Origin of the sequence: Aminobacter aganoensis, assembly GCF_014206975.1 — a bacterium.
GTDB lineage: Bacteria > Pseudomonadota > Alphaproteobacteria > Rhizobiales > Rhizobiaceae > Aminobacter > Aminobacter aganoensis.
The window spans coordinates 69,375-85,095 of the sequence record NZ_JACHOU010000020.1; the positions used below are offsets into that span (position 1 = coordinate 69,375).

Genomic DNA, 15,721 nt, shown 5'->3' on the forward strand with positions numbered 1-15,721 from the left:
CTCAAACTTTTCAGGAGGCCTAAATGGCAACCGTGACAGGACTTTTTGACACCTATTCCGACGCGAAGACCGCGGTGGGTGAACTGGCTCGTGCTGGCATCGATCACGATGACATCAGCATCGTGGCGAGCAATGCAGACGGCTCCTATGACCGCTCCACGGGCGACGTCGATGCCGGTGAAGCCGCAGGCGCAGGAGCGGGCATCGGCGCCTTGGTAGGCGGCACTGGCGGCTTGCTCACAGGCCTCGGTGTGATGGCCATTCCCGGCGTGGGTCCGGTGGTGGCTGCCGGTTGGCTGGCTGCCACCGCTGCCGGTGCTGCAGCTGGGGCGCTTGCGGGCGGAGCGGCCGGTGGGATCATCGGGGCGCTAACAGATTCCGGCGTGAGTTCCGAAGATGCCCATGTGTATGCCGAAGGCGTGCGCCGGGGTGGAACACTGGTGACGGCGCGGGTGTCGGACGGCGACCAGGAGAATTTGGCCAGGTCCATCTTGCAGAATTCCAACTGGGTCGACATCAACCAGCGCCGCGCCTCCTATGCAGAAGGTGGATGGGACAGTTTCGACGAGACGGCGGATCCTTTCTCTCCTGAGCAGGTCGAGGAAGAGCGTCGCCGCTATGCGGCCCGAGTTCCGCCGGCCGTCTGAGTCGGAGATTCGCAGGCCCGCCAGGCCCAAAATCTGGCGGGCTTGCTTCAAAGCTGCTTGTCGCGACGCTAGCCGAAGCTTGAGCGCGGAACTTATTGGCACAATCACGCTTATTTTGGACAAGCGGGGAAGCGATATGCCTAAATATCGATTTGAGTTTCTTCAGGAGACAGACGCCGCACCCGTTGTCCTCGAATTAGCGGACGAAGATGCCGCCAAGGCTCAGGCGCGACAGGCAATGGCCGAAGCCGTATTGGATCACGTCTCTAAGAGGCACGACCCCAGCAAGCTGGCGACGCGGATCTATGACGAGGCAGGCTATTTAATAGCGACCGTGGATTTTGGCTCGGTATTCACGGACACAGAAGACGACGAACCGCCCTCTGCGCTTATTCCTCGGTAAAGAGATCAGGCTAGGCGCCAACAATGCAACAATGCCACGGACCTATGCGGCGGCGTCGCCAACCTCTCGCGAGCCTTGCAGTAGGTGTACCCAATAGCTGAGCTTCTGATGAAGTGATCTAGGGTCGCCTGCTGGTCAGCCTCCGCAGCAGCACTGCGGAGTAAGTTCGGGTCTGTTCTAAACCCCCGTCTTGTGACGCATAAGGCGATCCGAGTCGTTGCAATCACGCCATTTGTGGACCTGCGTCGTTCACTCGTGGAAACGGCCGCCCTCTCGTGTGGGACTCTGTGAGATTGCCCGCTCTTCAATATCTTCAGGCAGCGCCTGGTCGCTTTCTTGGTACGGATTGTCGTCATCGATGCTCGGTCCGACTGCAACCTCAGGCCCAAGCTCGAGTGGGGCACTTTCCAGTGAGATTCCGGCCGTTTCTGCCATCACGCGCAGGGCCTGCTCTTCGACGAGGTCGTCGCTTTCAATAAGCTCGTCTGCTGCATAGTCGACCACGATGGACTGACCACCCTCGCCCATAAAAGAGACCTTGTAAAAATAGGCTGAGCCGGTTTCAAAGCGCTTGGTGATGTCCGTCTTCAAAATCTGCATGGTCGTGATCCCTTGTTGATTGACCTCGACAACGCAGAGCAGGCTACTCCGTTCCTTGCCCGTTTTGGCGTCCGAAGCGCATCGGCAACGGTCGCTGCCGGGCGACGGAACCTTTTGATCCGCCCAGCGCTTTTCTAAGACTGTCATGCAGAAAGAGACGGGGCCCGCTAGCGGTTGAACGATCCTGCGAAGTCGGTGGAAAACCTACTCGCTCGCGTTCGGAGATTTCGCCAGCTGCCCGTCATTCCCGTCACGCGAAAGGATCGATTTTGGCACCGCGAGCAAACTGGAAGGGGGTGCTGAAGGTCGGGGAACTGAGTTGCCCGGTTGCGCTCTACACCGCTGCCTCGACGTCGGAGCGCATTGCCTTCCACACTATCAACCGCGCGACGGGCCATCGCGTCCGGCGCGAATTCGTCGACAGCGAAACAGGCAAGGCCGTCGACAGGGAGCAGCAGGTCAAAGGTTACGACGTGGGCAAGGACGACTATGTCGTGCTTTCCCCAGACGAAGTGGCCTCGGCCGTGCCGGACAGCGACAAGACGCTATCGATCACCGCCTTCATCGCCTGCGCCGATGTCGACGATGTCTATTTCGATCGTCCCTATTATCTTGCCCCTTCAGGCGACAGCGCAGAGGAGGCTTTCATGCTCATCCGAGAAGGTATGCGGCAGAAACAGGTGGTCGCCATCGCCCAGACCGTCCTGTTCCGGCGCGTGCGCGCCCTGCTCATCCGCGCCTATGACGACGGTCTGGTCGCGACCACGCTCAACTTCGACTATGAAGTGCGCTCGGCGAAAGAAGCCTTCGGCGACGTGCCTTCGATGAAGATCGAAGGGGAAATGCTGGAACTCGCCGAGCACATCATCAAGACCAAGAAGGGCAAGTTCGACGCGGCGAAATTCGACGACCGCTACGAGGCGGCACTGGCGGAACTCGTCAAGGCAAAGCTGGACGGGAAGAAGATCACCGCTCCGAAACAGCCGAAACCCGAGAAGGTGATTGATCTGATGGCGGCGTTGCGCCAGAGCGCGGGCGTTGCCGGCAAAACCTCGCGGAAAAAGGCACGTGCGCCGCGCAAGCAGGGCAAGACTCAGTCAGCGCAGCGCAAGGCTGGATGATCATGGCGCTCGAGGCCTACCGAAAAAAGCGGAATTTCGACACCACCCCCGAGCCGAAAGGGCGACAGGGCCACCGCACAGGCAACAGCTTCGTTGTCCAGAAGCATGATGCGACACGCCTGCATTACGACTTCCGTCTGGAGATGGATGGGGTGCTGAAAAGCTGGGCGGTCACCAAGGGCCCCAGCCTGTCGCCCGGTGACAAGCGGCTGGCCGTGCATGTCGAGGACCATCCGCTCGATTATGGCGATTTCGAAGGAACGATACCGAAAGGCGAATATGGGGGCGGCACCGTGATCGTCTGGGACCGCGGCACCTGGAGCCCGATCGGCGACGGCGCGAAGGGCTACGCCAAAGGGCAACTCGATTTCGAACTCGATGGCGAGAAGCTCCACGGCCGCTGGCATCTCGTGCGCATGCGCGGAAAACCACGGGAGAAACGGGAAAACTGGCTGCTGATCAAGGGCGACGACGAATTTGCCCGGAACGACGGTGCTGATGTGCTCGACGAGCAACCGCTGTCGGTGAAGACGGGCCGGGACATCCCTGAGGTCGCGGGCGAAGCTCCCGGCTGGTCGTCGAAGAGCGGGCGCATCAGCGCCGGCAAGTCGCCCGACAAGACAACACCCGGCAAGGCCGGCAAGACACCGGCCGCCAGGCCGACAGGGGGCTCGCCGGCCAGCGCCGCCGCCGACATGACCAAGGCCAGAAAGGCAGCCCTTCCTGACTTCATCGAGCCGGCTCTGGCGAGCCTTGCGGCCTCGCCGCCCGCGGGCGAGCGCTGGATTCACGAAATCAAGTTCGACGGTTACCGCCTGCAGGCGAGACTGCAGGATGGTGATGTTGTCCTGTTGACGCGCAGCGGACTGGATTGGACGGGCAAGTTCGGCAAGGCTATAACAGGCGCGCTTGCCGCCCTTCCCGCCGCCTCGGCACTGATCGACGGCGAGCTGGTCGTGGAGACGGGCACCGGTGCGTCGGATTTTTCCGCCCTGCAGGCCGACCTCAGCGCGGGCCGGATGGACCGCTTCGTCTTTTATGCATTCGACCTGCTCTATCTCGACGGATACGACGTCACCCAGACACCCCTGGTGGAGCGCAAGGCCATGCTGCAGCAGTTCGTCCCCGAGGGCGACGGCATGGTCCGCTACAGCGGTCATTTTGAGGAACGGGGCAGTCTGGTGCTGCGGCACGCCTGCCGCCTGAGCCTCGAGGGCGTGGTGTCGAAGCTGCGCGACGGCCCCTATCGTAGCGGCCGCGGCAAGTCTTGGATCAAGTCGAAATGCTCCGCCCGCCAGGAGTTCGTCGTCGCCGGATTTGTCCCTTCAAGCGTTTCGCGCAACGCAATCGGTTCGCTCATCCTCGGCGTGTTCGACGGCAAAGAGCTTCACCATGTCGGCCGTGTCGGGACCGGATTCACCGAAGCTGTGGCACGGCAGCTCTTCGGCAGGCTCGACCGCATGGCGATCGCGACCAGCCCATTTGCCAGTCGCCTGTCGGCCGACGAAAGGCGACTGGCCCGCTTTGTCCGGCCCGAGTTGGTGGCGGAAGTAGAGTTCAGGGCGTGGACCGCGGATGGTCACCTGCGCCACGCCTCGTTTCGCGCCTTGCGGGAAGACAAGCCGGCCACGGAAATCGTCCGCGAAGCGCAACCGGTCGCGAAAGCGCCGCCGCCTCAACGTCGGACAGTCAAGCTCACCCACCCCGACCGCCTCTACTGGCCCGAGGAGGGCGTGACCAAGGAGGGGCTGGCGGACTACTACAGCGACGTCTGGCGTCATATGGCGCCAATGGTCGTGGGCCGGCCACTGGCCCTGCTGCGCTGCCCGAACGGCATTGACGGCGAGAAGTTCTTCCAGAAACATGCCTGGAAAGGCCTGAACCAAAACATCGTGCTGATAAAGGACCCCAAGGATGCCGGCGGCGCACCGCTGATCAGCATTAACGACCTCGACGGCATGCTCGGCCTGGTCCAGTCGGCGGCGCTGGAAATCCATCCGTGGGGCTCGACGGCAGCGGATTGGGAACATCCCGACATCATCGTCATGGATCTCGATCCGGGAGACGGAGTCTCCTGGCAGGCCGTCACCGAGGCGGCGCAGGAGGTTCGACAGCGGCTGGTCGACAAGGGGCTTGCCGCCTTCCTGAAAACCTCGGGCGGCAAGGGCCTCCACGTCGTGGCGCCACTCAAGCCGAAGGTCGGCTGGCCTGAGGTCAAGGCCTTCACCAAGGCGATCGCCGACGCAATGGCGTCGGACGATCCGGATCGCTATGTCTCGACGATCAGCAAGTCGAAGCGCCACGGCAAGATCCTAGTCGACTATCTGCGCAACCAGCGCGGCGCGACCGCCGTGGCCTGCTATTCGACCCGGGCCCGCCCGGGGGCTTCGGTTTCTGCGCCACTGTCATGGGATGAGCTCGGCGCGGAAGTGGGGCCCGCCCACTTCACCGTCGAAAATATGCCGAGGCGCCTCGAAGCCCTGGCCAGCGACCCTTGGGAGGATTTTCGTGCTGCCGCCGTCCCGCTTGCCGCAAAACGCGGAAAGGCTAGCTAGTTTTTGGCGCGGCCTTCTGCCTTGATGCTGCGTTTCAGCGCGTCCAGGATGCTGACGACATTGCTCGAGGAAGGGGCCGCATCGGTCTTTTCCTTGGCAGGTCGACGGCGTCCCTTCTTCTTGGACGCGATGATGTCGAGCAGCTTTTCCTGAACCGGATCCCGAACCATGTCAGGGTCCCAGGGCTGGGTCCGGCTATCGATGAGGCGCCCCACCAGGGTCACCAGATCCGGATCGAGCTTGCGGGCATCGATCTCGGCAAAATAGTCGCCCGCGTCCCTGACTTCGTCGCCATAGCGCAACGTCCACAACACGATGCCCTTGTCGCGCGGCTCGAGCATCACGGCGCGCTCGCGCCGGTAGAGAACGAGCCGCGAAATGCCCACCATGCCGGCCGCCGCCATGGCATCGCGGATCACCGAGAAGGCTTCCTCGCCGACGCTGTCGTCAGGCACCAAGTAATGCGGTTTGTCCAGCCAGATCCAACCGATGCTGTCGGAGGAAACGAACATCTCGATATCGATGGTCCGGGTGCTTTCGAGGCCCACGGCTTCAAGCTCCTCATCTTCGAGGAAAACATAATCCTCCTCGCCCTTGGGGTAGCCCTTGACCTCGTCGTCCTCGTTTACAGGCTTGCTGGTGACCGCATCGACATAGTGGCTGACGACCCGATTTCCAGTCTTTTCGTTGAGGGTGTGAAAGCGAACCTTCTCGGACTCGCTGGTCGCGGGCGTCATGGCGACCGGGCAAGTCACCAGCGACAGTTTCATGTAGCCCTTCCAGAATGCGCGCTGTGCCATCGTGTCGTCCCGCGTGTCGAGTGCCAGATGTCGAGTAACGTCGAATGCGGGCTTGCGTTCCGGCAGCTGCGGGCCGCGGCATGCTTCCCAACAAATCACCAGGCAAGGGGCGGAACGCCGACGCCGGGTCGAGCCCTACTGGGAAAAGCACTGCTGGGATGGAACTCGTCACAGCTGCCGAAGTTGTCCTTCTGAAAGCTGTCGCCGATGACAGAGGGAGGCCATCATGAGTTCCGCGCAGACGACCATTGACCCCGACATGATCCGCCGATGGGCGGAACAACGCGGCGGAAAACCATCGTGCATAAAAGACGCCCCAAAGGGTGGCGGCATACTGCGTCTTGATTTCGGTGAGGCAGAGCCCGGCTTGGAGGAAATTTCCTGGGAGCAGTTCTTCGAGATATTCGACAAGGAAAAGCTTGCTTTTCTCTATCAAGACAAGACCGACGAAGGCATTAGCCGTTTCAACAAATTCGTCGACCGTGTCTAGGTCGCGCAGCTCACCGAGCCGTCGGTCTGCAAAAGGACCGCTTTGTCATGCTTTTCAGCAAGGGTCGGGAGCGTCGAGGCCGCAGGCAATCGTCCCTCCGAGGCCTTGTGCTAATTGGAGCGCCCAGACAAATTATGCCCAATCGAACATCGAGCTTGAAAGCCGCGCGGGACAATCACTGTCTTATCGCCATTGGTGCGTCCTCTGGCGGGGTCGAACCGTTGAAACAGATCGTGCGCGACCTGCCGTCCGATCTTGCGGCATCCGTCTTCGTAGTCCTTCATATTGGCCCCGTGAGCCATCTCGCGGGCATCCTTGATCGCGCCGGCCCACTGCACGCCAGGACGGCGGTAAATGGAGCGATTTTCAAGCGCGGAAATATCTATGTGGCGCCGCCGAACTACCATCTTTTGATCCATGACGATCACATCATGCTTCGCCGCGGCCCTCGGGAAAACCTCTCAAGGCCGGCCATCGACCCGCTGTTTCGATCTGCCGCGTTGAGTTTCGGCCCGCGGGTGATCGGGGTCGTTCTTTCGGGTTCGCTTTCGGACGGGACAGCGGGATTGCGGGCGATCAAGGCAATGGGCGGGCTGGCGGTCGTCCAGGATCCACAAGACGCCGCAGTGCCGGCGATGATCAACAGCGCAATGAGATATGTCGATGTGGATCACACAGCACCTGCCGCCGATATCGGCGCTCTCCTCGGGGAGTTGGCTGTGAAACCGGCAGGAGAAGCAAGTCCTGCACCGCCGCATCTGCGGCTCGAGGCCGCCATTGCGGCACAGGAGCATTCGACCATGCAAGAAGAAGATAGACTTGGCGAAATCTCGGTATTCATATGTCCCGAATGCCATGGTCCGCTGTGGGAAATCGAAGACGGTGACATGGTGCGCTATCGATGCCATACGGGACATGCCTTCACTTCGGAGGCGATGCTGGAGGCGCAATCGGTCGAAGTCGACGAGATGTTGTGGAGTCTATTGAGAGCGCATCAGCAACGCGCCGAATTTACGCGACGGATGGCACAGCGCGAAAGTAAGAAGAATCTCCCGGCGCTGGCCGCACAGTTGGCCGCGAGAGCCCAGGAATACACCGACGACGCTCGCGTTATCGAGCGCATCCTCGAGAGCAGGCAGGCAGCAGTAAGCGAGCATGAAGCAACCCCGGAACAAGAGCACGGAAAGAAGCGCTCAGGCTAACCCGGTCAACGACCTTGGGATTGGACAGGACACTCCGTTCCCGATTGTAGGTGTGGGCGCCTCGGCAGGTGGAATTTCCGCCTTGCGACAGTTCTTCCCCGCGGTGTCGCCGGAAAGTGGGCTTGCCTACGTCGTCATCCAGCATCTGGATGCCGAACACGAGAGCGTCTTGCCCAGCATTATCCAGCGCTGCACGACGATCCCGACGGAGACGGCAGCCGAGGGCGACGAAATATTGCCCAACCGGATCTATGTCATTCCGCCGGGCGCTTCGGTAACCGTCAAGGACGGCAGGTTTCATGTTGCAAAACTGGTGGCGACCCGGACGAAGCGAACGCCGATCGATGATTTCTTCATCTCCCTGGCTGAGGAAAAGGGCGAACACGCCGCCGGCGTGATCCTGTCGGGAACCGGCAGCGACGGCACGATCGGCCTCAGGGCGATCAAGGAACATGGCGGCCTGACACTCGCGCAGGAGAGTGCCGAATATGACGGCATGATGCGCAGCGCCGTGCAAAGCGGCCTCGTCGACCTGATCCTGCCTGCCGAAGAGATGGCCGCAAAGCTCGTCAATTATTTCCAGCATGTCTATCGGCCGCAGACCGAGGGCGAGAAGGATCGGCGCAAGCGCGACGTCGTCGACCAATTGGGTCGGATAACACTGTTGCTGCGCAACCGCACCGGTCACGATTTTAGCGGCTACAAGAGCAACACCATTTTGCGCCGCATCCAGCGCCGCATGCAGGTCCTGCAGATCGCCGATCCCGCGATCTTTTACGACCGGCTGCGCCAGGAACCGCAGCAGGTCGACCTGCTGTTCCAGGACCTTCTGATCGGCGTCACCAGCTTTTTCCGCGACCCCCACTCCTTCGAAGCGCTCGAGCGTTTGGTCATTTCGAAACTCTTCGAGGGCCGCAGGCCTGACGAGACGATCAGGGTATGGGTTCCCGGCTGCGCCACCGGCGAAGAGGCCTATTCGATCGCCATGCTGCTGCGGGAGAACGCCCCGCGCGGCGCGGCATCGCCCAAATTGCAGCTGTTTGCCACCGACATCGACGAGCGTGCCCTGGAAATCGCCCGCGCCGGCCGCTATCCCGCGACGATTGCCACCGACCTCACGCCAAAGCGGCTCAAAGAGTTCTTTTCGCGTGAGGACGGGACATACCGGGTCGCGGCCGAGCTCAGGGAAATGTGCCTGTTTTCCGCCCACAACCTGTTGCGCGATCCCCCGTTCTCGAAACTCGACCTGATTGCCTGCCGCAACCTGCTTATCTACATGGGGCCCGAGCTGCAGGAAAAGGTCATTCCCATTTTCCATTATGCGCTGCGAAACAACGGCCACCTGTTTCTCGGCTCCTCCGAAAATGTCACGCGCCACGCGCGCCTGTTTTCGACGATCGACAAGGCGAGCCGCGTCTTCCAGAAGCGAGCCGGATTTGGCGGCCCACGGCTTCCTGAATTCCCGCTGACCACATCGGCAAAACCCACGACGCTTCCGGCGCGCCAGAAGGCGGCGACGGGCAGCTTGCAGGAGACCGCTGAGCGCGTCCTTCTGGAGCGTTATGCTCCAGCCTATGTCATCATCAATGCGGCCGGAGATCTCGTCTACAGTTCCGGCGGCACAGGCAAATATCTCGAGCTCGCGGCAGGGGCCCCCGACAACAACATCTTTGCGATGGCCAGGCGCGGCCTGCGGCTGGACCTCAGGGCCGCCATTCACAAGGCCGTCAGCACCGGCCAGGTTTCCGTCCAGAACAAGATCAACATCGGCACTAATGGCGGGCGGTTGACCATCAGTCTCGTCGTCCAGCCGCTTCCGCCGGATGGCTCGGCAGACCCGCTTTACATGCTTGTGTTCAGAGACAGCGGTACCGTTCAGCCGGAGTTCGAAAGCGAGCGCGCGCATACGACCGACGATGTCGAGAGCGCGAATGTCACCCAGCTGGAGCGCGAGCTGAGGGAGACCAAGGAACGCCTTCAGATCACGACCGAAGAGCTGGAATCGTCGAACGAGGAGCTGAAATCCTCGAATGAAGAACTGTCATCGATCAACGAGGAGCTGCAGTCCTCCAATGAGGAACTGGAAACCTCGAAGGAAGAGCTGCAGTCGATCAACGAGGAGCTGCAGACCGTCAACTCGGAGCTGAACATTCGTGTCGATGAGCTCAGCCGTGCGAACAACGACATGGCGAACCTGCTCGAGAGCACCCAGATTGCGACCGTGTTCCTCGATCGGGACCTGTGCATCAAGAGTTTCACCCCCACCGCACGGGACTTGTTCCGGCTCGTCGAAAGCGATGTCGGGCGGCCTTTGGCCCATGTCCGCCCTCGCTTTGCCGCTGACAATCTGCAGGTCGATCTGGAACAGGTGCTGCAGCGTCTCGGCACCATCGAACGGCAGATCGACAATGCGGAAAACGATCGCCGCTACATCATGAGAGTGTTGCCCTACAGGACGGTCGACAACGTCATCGCCGGCGTGGTCGTCACCTTCGTCGATGTGACGCAGATCGCACGCGCGGAAGAACGCATAGGCGCGCTTTCCCACGACCTGCGCGACCGGGTCGACATTTTGGAAACCTTGCTCGACCTTGTTCCGGTGGGCATCTTCATCGCCGAGGGCGGCAATGGCGAGCAGATAAGGGCCAACCGTTACGCGGTGGAGCTGGCGGGCCGGCGCGTGAGCGAGGACAAGCTGGTCTCGATGCCGGCCGACCTGCCATTGCTGGTGGGCGGCGAGGCCATGGAGGCGGAAAACCAGCCCTTGATGAAGGCAATCAGGTCAGGAAAGGCCGTTCCCGGTTATGAGGCCGTGCTCAAGCGTAGGGACGGCAGCCAGAGCGATATCCTGTTTTCGGCCAATCCGCTGTTTGATGAAACAGGCAAGATCCGCGGCGCCATCGGCGCTCTTGTCGACATATCCAGTCACAAGGAGGCTGAGCGCAACCGCGAGGAGTTGCTTCATGAACTGCAGCACCGGGTCAAGAACATCCTAGCCATCATTACTGCACTGACCTCGAGAATGCTGCGCTCGGCGACGTCGATCGAGGAGTTCGCGGCGGCATTTCAGGAGCGCCTCAAGGCGATGGCCAGGACACACGAACTCCTGTCGTCACACAGTTGGGGCAGTGCCGATCTTGAGGGATTGCTGCGGAGGACAGTGTTTCCCTACGTCGGCGACAGCCATCAGAATGTCAGCATCCTCGGCGAGCCGGTCGTGCTGAATGCAAATCTGGCGGGAACCCTGGGCATGGTGTTTTTCGAGCTCGCCAGCAATGCTGCCAAATACGGCGCTCTGTCCAATGCAAGCGGCCGCGTCGACGTGGCCTGGAACGTCGAGAACAAGGTGCTGATCCTGACCTGGAAAGAAGCCGGCGGGCCCGCCGTCGCGCAGCCGCCGAAAAGAAATTTTGGAACCACTTTCATCCAGCGCAGTTTGCAGTACGAGTTTGGCGGAAGCGTCCAGCTGAGATTTGAGCGAACCGGACTGGAATGTTTTATCAAGGTTCCGCTTGCCAAGAAGAAATCTCGCTGACGCATGCATTTCCACCGCTCCCAGGTTCGAGATGACAGAAAAATCGCAACTCGATGGCCTCAGCGTCCTTGTCGTGGAAGACGCATTTTTGGTCGCTTTGGATCTTTGCGATTATCTCGAAAGCGCTGGCTGCACCGTGATCGGTCCCGCAGCGACTGTAAATCAGGCATTTCAGGAAATGACCGACGTTAGCCTGGATGGTGCAGTGCTTGACGTCAATCTTGCCGGGGAACAGAGTTTTCCTATAGCTGAGCAGTTGGCGGCGCGTGGCGTGCCGTTCCTCTTTTTAACCGGATATGACAGCGTGACCGCATTCCCCAGCGCGTTTCAGAGCGTCCTCAGACTTTCGAAGCCTGTGGAACTGGAAACTCTGGCAAAAGCCGTCTCTGAATTTCGGAAAAGCTAGGTAGGCCGGAGCCCATCACGAGCGCCGCAGCATGCAGGAGCCCCACCGCTTCAGGCGGTGGGGTTTTGTGCATCACTGCGCTTTTTCGACCTGGCCCCTGATTTCGCCATCGGGGAATTTCTGGGTGTGGATGTTCAGATACCATTTGCCCGCCTGCAGATCGGCCATCTGTTGGTCGGTCAGGTCGGCGGAGCCGCTGGCCACGCTCAACGATATGTCGACAACAGGATCGGCATTCTCGCCCACCGCCGCCGGCCCGTGGAAATGCGCGGCCGTCGCGTCGCCTGTCAGCCCCGTCGACGTCACCGTCCAGGTCAGCTTCTTGGTGGCGCTGTCCAAGCTGACATCGGCTGTTCCCGTGCCGGTGCTGTCGGTCGGCGGCACCTCGCTGGCCGCCTTGAGATCGGCCTTGAACTTCATGGTCTCCGACAGAGACGGCGTCACGGCCAACAGCGTGCTAACTGTGAACGCAAGCGCGAATGTCTTGAAAGCGGACATTTCAGGTCCTCCTGGGGGAAATGTGCAGCATGCGCCGCACCGATTGTTTGAAACGTGCGGCCTCCGGCAGGAGTTCCACCAATGAGCCGTGGTCTGCTCTATTCCCTCGCGTCGGCACGATCCGCGCCGCCGGCCTCTTCTGCTTCCCTTTCGATGCTCTTCAACGCCTTCTTGATCTCTTTGGCGTCGGCATGTTCGAGCCCCACCACCTGATTGCGGGCGCTGTTCAAACTGAGGACAATCTCGTCCAGCTTGGCGTGAATTGCCGCCGTATCACGGTAGCCCTGGATTAGGACGACGCCCGTTATCAGGATCGCAGCGACCGAAAGCCCATAGGTAACGATGTCGGTCAGGCCAAAGGGAACCAACGCGGTGCTGACGATCATCGCTGCCATCAGAAGGTAGAAACCCGGCGGCCGTGAAAGAAAGCCGGCCAGTCTGAAAAGATGCGGGTCCATGGCGACGCCTGACGTTCAATTGCGTAGCTGATAACGCAGGCTCCGGCCTTTGGTTCATTTGTCGGCCTCCCGAACGGCCTGAGAGGTGTCCGAAGAATAGCCAAAGTGCATTCCCAGCAGGTTGCACGGCATCGCGCGAAGCTCGACAAGATAATCGCAGCCCAGCCTTCGTACTGTTTCCCTATCGCCTGCCAAGACCTGCCGGAGGGCGATCGCGGCCGGCTTCCAGAGCGGTATTGGGGGCATGATCGCTCCATCGCGAGAACGCGCCGGTCGCCGTTCCGTGCCCATAGCAGCGTTAAAACGAGACGCAGCACAACTCGGCGGCCGAAGTCGGAACCTCACCCACGTAATAGCCAGCGGTCCGCGGGCGGCTAATGGACTCTTGGGAGGTGCAACGGCATGATCCCGGCGATTCGGAAAGGATGCCCATGTCTGTAAAATTCGTAAACACGACCACCACGCCGAACCTGGTCAACGTGCATATTAACGCGCTCGAACCGGGAAACCTTATCGTGCGGCTGGAATATGTGACTTCCCAGGACCACATCGAGCAGATCCGACGCGGCGAGGCGACGGTCGACAACGTCGAGCTGCTGATCAAGCCGCACCAAGCGCGAAAGATCGCCGAAGGTTTGTCCGCCAGGCGGAACTGATCGAGGCATCGAAGCAGCCCGGCGCGCAGCAGTAGAAATGCGCCATACGAGCGCTGATCAAGGGATGATCACTCCCGGAGCGGGACGCCATCGGTCTGGCGGAGGCCGTCGTGGTCTGCCGGTTCGGCCGCCGGGCAGACCACTATCGGGAACGTGGTCCGCTGAGGGACGACACGTTCACGAATTCGGAAGGCACGTTGGCCGTTACTGGCCGCTTGGTGCCGGTGCAGGCGTAGCAGGGGCCGCGGGGGCGGCCGCAGGGGCTTCAGGCGCAGCTGGTGCGGCCGGAGCGGCAGGTGCCGCCGGTGCTGCGGGCGCAGCCGGTGCCTCAGGCGCCGAAGATGTTGGTGCCTGGACGTTGACGTCGACATTGCGGCTGCCGCCCCAATCGCCTTGAACGAAAAAGAACAGCGCAACGGCGGCCGCAATTGCGATGATGACCGCAACAACCCAACCGGCCCCGCCGCCGCCGGAATTAACTACCGTAGGTCCATCAGCCATAACCAAAATCCTCCGTCATGTTAAATATATGCCGGCAATAAACAGCCCGACACCTAACCCAAAGATGGGTGCGAGAATCCACCGCGCCTGGTGCACGCTGCGGTCCATTTGATCCTCCCGTTTCACTTGGTTCTATTCGAACGAGAAACCCCGGGAATTGGTTCCCTGGGGTCAGATCATCACCGCCCGCTCGGGATGAAGTGAACCCAACCGGTCGAGCGACGGCTCAGCTTTGGCAAAGCAAAAGGCCCCGCCGGGAGACTGTGCCGGCGGGGCTGTCGGTGCCAGCTCAATGTCGGCCCTAGACGAGAATGAGCACAATTTTTAATGTCGAGGGCTCGACGATCACGATGCGCCCGTCGACGAGGATAAAGAACAGATATCCTTCGTAAGCCGGCACGATCTTTACGATCCTGACGGGAAGCGGTCTCAGCTTGACCTTCACCGTCTGCGGCACCGCCACGCCGACCGCCACGTCAACGTCGACACGTACCGGCTCCACCCTCTCTTCCTTGATTACCTGGGTAATCTCTGTCTTCTGCTCGACGGTGACGTTGACGTTCGTGGCAGCAGACTTGCCACCTTGCTCAGTCTGCTGCTGCTCGCCTTGGGCCGGCTGTGTTTGCGTCTCTGTGTTGCTGCCCTGGGCGGGCTGCTGTTGTGTTTCCGTGCCCTGGGCTGGCTGCTGCTGCGTCTCAGCGGTACCGCCCTTTGCCGGCTGCTGCTGTGTTTCCGTGCCCTGTGTAGGCTTTTGGGGTTCGGCCGCCGGCTGCTCGGCCTGTCCCTGCTGAGCTTTGGGCTTGTCGGCCTTACCCTGATTTTCACCGCCCTGCTGGCTCTCGGGAGATGGCGTCGTGCCTTGCTGGGCACCACCTTCCGGCTGTGGGCACGTCGCGGACTGCGATCCATCAGGGCATTTTGCCTCCTGTCCCTGAGCCGGCTGCTCTGTCTGTGCCAGAACCGGGGCGATTGCAATTCCCAGTCCTAAGCCAATTGCACTGGTTATGATGATACCTCGCATGACGAGTTCTCCCGTTGGAATAGCCCGCGAGGGCTAATCCAAAACGGCAGCTATCGTTCCAAAGCATTTTCCCTGTGTCCGGTTTCCCCTGCATGGCGATCCGCCGCGACCTCAATCAATCGCCGCCTTAAGGCAGGTTTGTCGGAACGGATCGCCGCCTCGATGGTTTCGCCCTCCCAACCCCAAGAGGACGCCAATCATGAACCACAGGAATCACGTTCGTCTCACTGAAACCGAGCTCATGCCCGATCTGCTTGCCCACGCCACCATCTACGGCCCGGACGACGAGGACATCGGATCGGTGTCACATGTCCACGGCTCGGGCAGCATGGCCCAAGTCATTATCGACGTCGGCGGCTTCCTCGGCATCGGCGCCAAACCGGTCGCAGTTCCCGTCAGCCAGCTCGATTTCATGCGCGATGAGGATGGCGAAGTCCACGCGGTTACGTCTTGGACGAAAGACCAGTTGAAGGATATGCCGGAGCACCACGACTAGCCGAGCGCCGGATCCAGCGAAAGGCACGGAATGCATCGCATTGAACCGGGTCAGGGCAACCGCGATCCGGCGCGGTCCCCCCGAAGGTTCCTGCAAGGCGTTTTCCGAAGGTGCCGGAATAGCCCAAGGATCGTGGGCAAAGCTTCACTCAGTGATGGGCTGCGTCCTTATTCCTAGCCCCACGCATGCTTGGCTTCTGGCGCAGCCATCGAACGATGAAGGGCCCGACATCAAGAAGAAAATCAGTCCTCACTATCCCCATGGCGATAGGAGATGATCGACAGGAACCTTATCGGCAGCTTTGTCAGCTGCTCGGGGCCGTGTGGCGTGTC

General features: G+C 60.9%; 15 protein-coding genes and 1 pseudogene. 10 read left to right on the plus strand and 6 right to left on the minus strand.

Annotated elements, in window-relative coordinates:
- Window positions 1–23 precede the first annotated feature (23 nt).
- The gene (locus tag GGR00_RS24450) at window positions 24–647 is read left to right on the plus strand and encodes a general stress protein (protein WP_184701779.1); all 624 of its coding nucleotides are present in this window, start codon (window positions 24–26) and stop codon (window positions 645–647) included.
- A gap of 79 nt (window positions 648–726) precedes the next feature.
- The gene (locus GGR00_RS24455; RefSeq protein WP_184701781.1) at window positions 727–1,050 is read left to right on the plus strand and encodes a DUF6894 family protein; all 324 of its coding nucleotides are present in this window, start codon (window positions 727–729) and stop codon (window positions 1,048–1,050) included.
- 249 nt (window positions 1,051–1,299) lie between these two features.
- On the opposite strand, the gene GGR00_RS24460 is transcribed toward GGR00_RS24455, so the two are convergent.
- Window positions 1,300–1,650 (minus strand): hypothetical protein, encoded by a 351-nt coding sequence (locus GGR00_RS24460; RefSeq protein ID WP_184701783.1) that lies wholly within the window; start codon window positions 1,648–1,650, stop codon window positions 1,300–1,302.
- A 269-nt stretch (window positions 1,651–1,919) separates the two neighbouring features.
- Between GGR00_RS24460 and ku (GGR00_RS24465) the strand changes: the two genes are divergently transcribed.
- Window positions 1,920–2,771, plus strand: coding sequence for a non-homologous end joining protein Ku (gene ku, locus GGR00_RS24465; protein WP_184701785.1), 852 nt, complete (start codon window positions 1,920–1,922; stop codon window positions 2,769–2,771).
- A 2-nt stretch (window positions 2,772–2,773) separates the two neighbouring features.
- On the plus strand, window positions 2,774–5,326 hold the full coding sequence (gene ligD, locus GGR00_RS24470; protein ID WP_184701817.1) for a DNA ligase D: 2,553 nt from the start codon (window positions 2,774–2,776) through the stop codon (window positions 5,324–5,326).
- On the opposite strand, the gene ku (GGR00_RS24475) is transcribed toward ligD, so the two are convergent.
- A complete protein-coding gene (gene ku / locus GGR00_RS24475) occupies window positions 5,323–6,126 on the minus strand; it encodes a non-homologous end joining protein Ku (RefSeq protein ID WP_184701787.1) in 804 nt (267 codons plus the stop codon). The genes ligD and ku (GGR00_RS24475) overlap by 4 nt on opposite strands.
- A 226-nt stretch (window positions 6,127–6,352) precedes the next feature.
- Here ku (GGR00_RS24475) and GGR00_RS24480 point away from each other — a divergent pair, with 226 nt between their 5' ends.
- The 4 genes from GGR00_RS24480 to GGR00_RS24495 all read left to right on the plus strand — a co-directional run bounded on the left by GGR00_RS24480 (window position 6,353) and on the right by GGR00_RS24495 (window position 11,759).
- A complete protein-coding gene (locus GGR00_RS24480) occupies window positions 6,353–6,616 on the plus strand; it encodes a hypothetical protein (protein ID WP_184701789.1) in 264 nt (87 codons plus the stop codon).
- Between the two features lie 134 nt (window positions 6,617–6,750).
- Window positions 6,751–7,818, plus strand: coding sequence for a chemotaxis protein CheB (locus GGR00_RS24485; protein ID WP_184701791.1), 1,068 nt, complete (start codon window positions 6,751–6,753; stop codon window positions 7,816–7,818).
- Window positions 7,772–11,353: a CheR family methyltransferase gene (locus GGR00_RS24490; protein WP_281389302.1), complete on the plus strand. Its 3,582-nt coding sequence runs from the start codon at window positions 7,772–7,774 to the stop codon at window positions 11,351–11,353. Before GGR00_RS24485 ends, GGR00_RS24490 begins: the two co-directional genes overlap by 47 nt.
- A gap of 31 nt (window positions 11,354–11,384) precedes the next feature.
- Window positions 11,385–11,759 (plus strand): response regulator, encoded by a 375-nt coding sequence (locus tag GGR00_RS24495; RefSeq protein ID WP_184701795.1) that lies wholly within the window; start codon window positions 11,385–11,387, stop codon window positions 11,757–11,759.
- Window positions 11,760–11,831: 72 nt separating this feature from the next.
- Here the strand turns inward: GGR00_RS24495 and GGR00_RS24500 are convergent, their stop codons facing one another.
- The gene (locus GGR00_RS24500; protein WP_343065639.1) at window positions 11,832–12,179 is read right to left on the minus strand and encodes a CHRD domain-containing protein; all 348 of its coding nucleotides are present in this window, start codon (window positions 12,177–12,179) and stop codon (window positions 11,832–11,834) included.
- Window positions 12,180–12,355: 176 nt separating this feature from the next.
- Window positions 12,356–12,715 (minus strand): low affinity iron permease family protein, encoded by a 360-nt coding sequence (locus tag GGR00_RS24505; RefSeq protein WP_184701799.1) that lies wholly within the window; start codon window positions 12,713–12,715, stop codon window positions 12,356–12,358.
- A gap of 431 nt (window positions 12,716–13,146) precedes the next feature.
- Here GGR00_RS24505 and GGR00_RS24510 point away from each other — a divergent pair, with 431 nt between their 5' ends.
- On the plus strand, window positions 13,147–13,371 hold the full coding sequence (locus GGR00_RS24510; RefSeq protein WP_184701801.1) for a hypothetical protein: 225 nt from the start codon (window positions 13,147–13,149) through the stop codon (window positions 13,369–13,371).
- Between the two features lie 802 nt (window positions 13,372–14,173).
- Here the strand turns inward: GGR00_RS24510 and GGR00_RS24515 are convergent.
- A complete protein-coding gene (locus tag GGR00_RS24515) occupies window positions 14,174–14,893 on the minus strand; it encodes a DUF1236 domain-containing protein (protein WP_184701803.1) in 720 nt (239 codons plus the stop codon).
- 199 nt (window positions 14,894–15,092) lie between these two features.
- Here GGR00_RS24515 and GGR00_RS24520 point away from each other — a divergent pair, with 199 nt between their 5' ends.
- Complete coding sequence (locus GGR00_RS24520) at window positions 15,093–15,389, plus strand: PRC-barrel domain-containing protein (RefSeq protein ID WP_184701805.1); 297 nt, start codon at window positions 15,093–15,095, stop codon at window positions 15,387–15,389.
- Window positions 15,390–15,631: 242 nt separating this feature from the next.
- Here GGR00_RS24520 and GGR00_RS28695 read toward each other — a convergent pair.
- Window positions 15,632–15,721, minus strand: a pseudogene (locus GGR00_RS28695) (helix-turn-helix domain-containing protein); the annotation flags it as partial.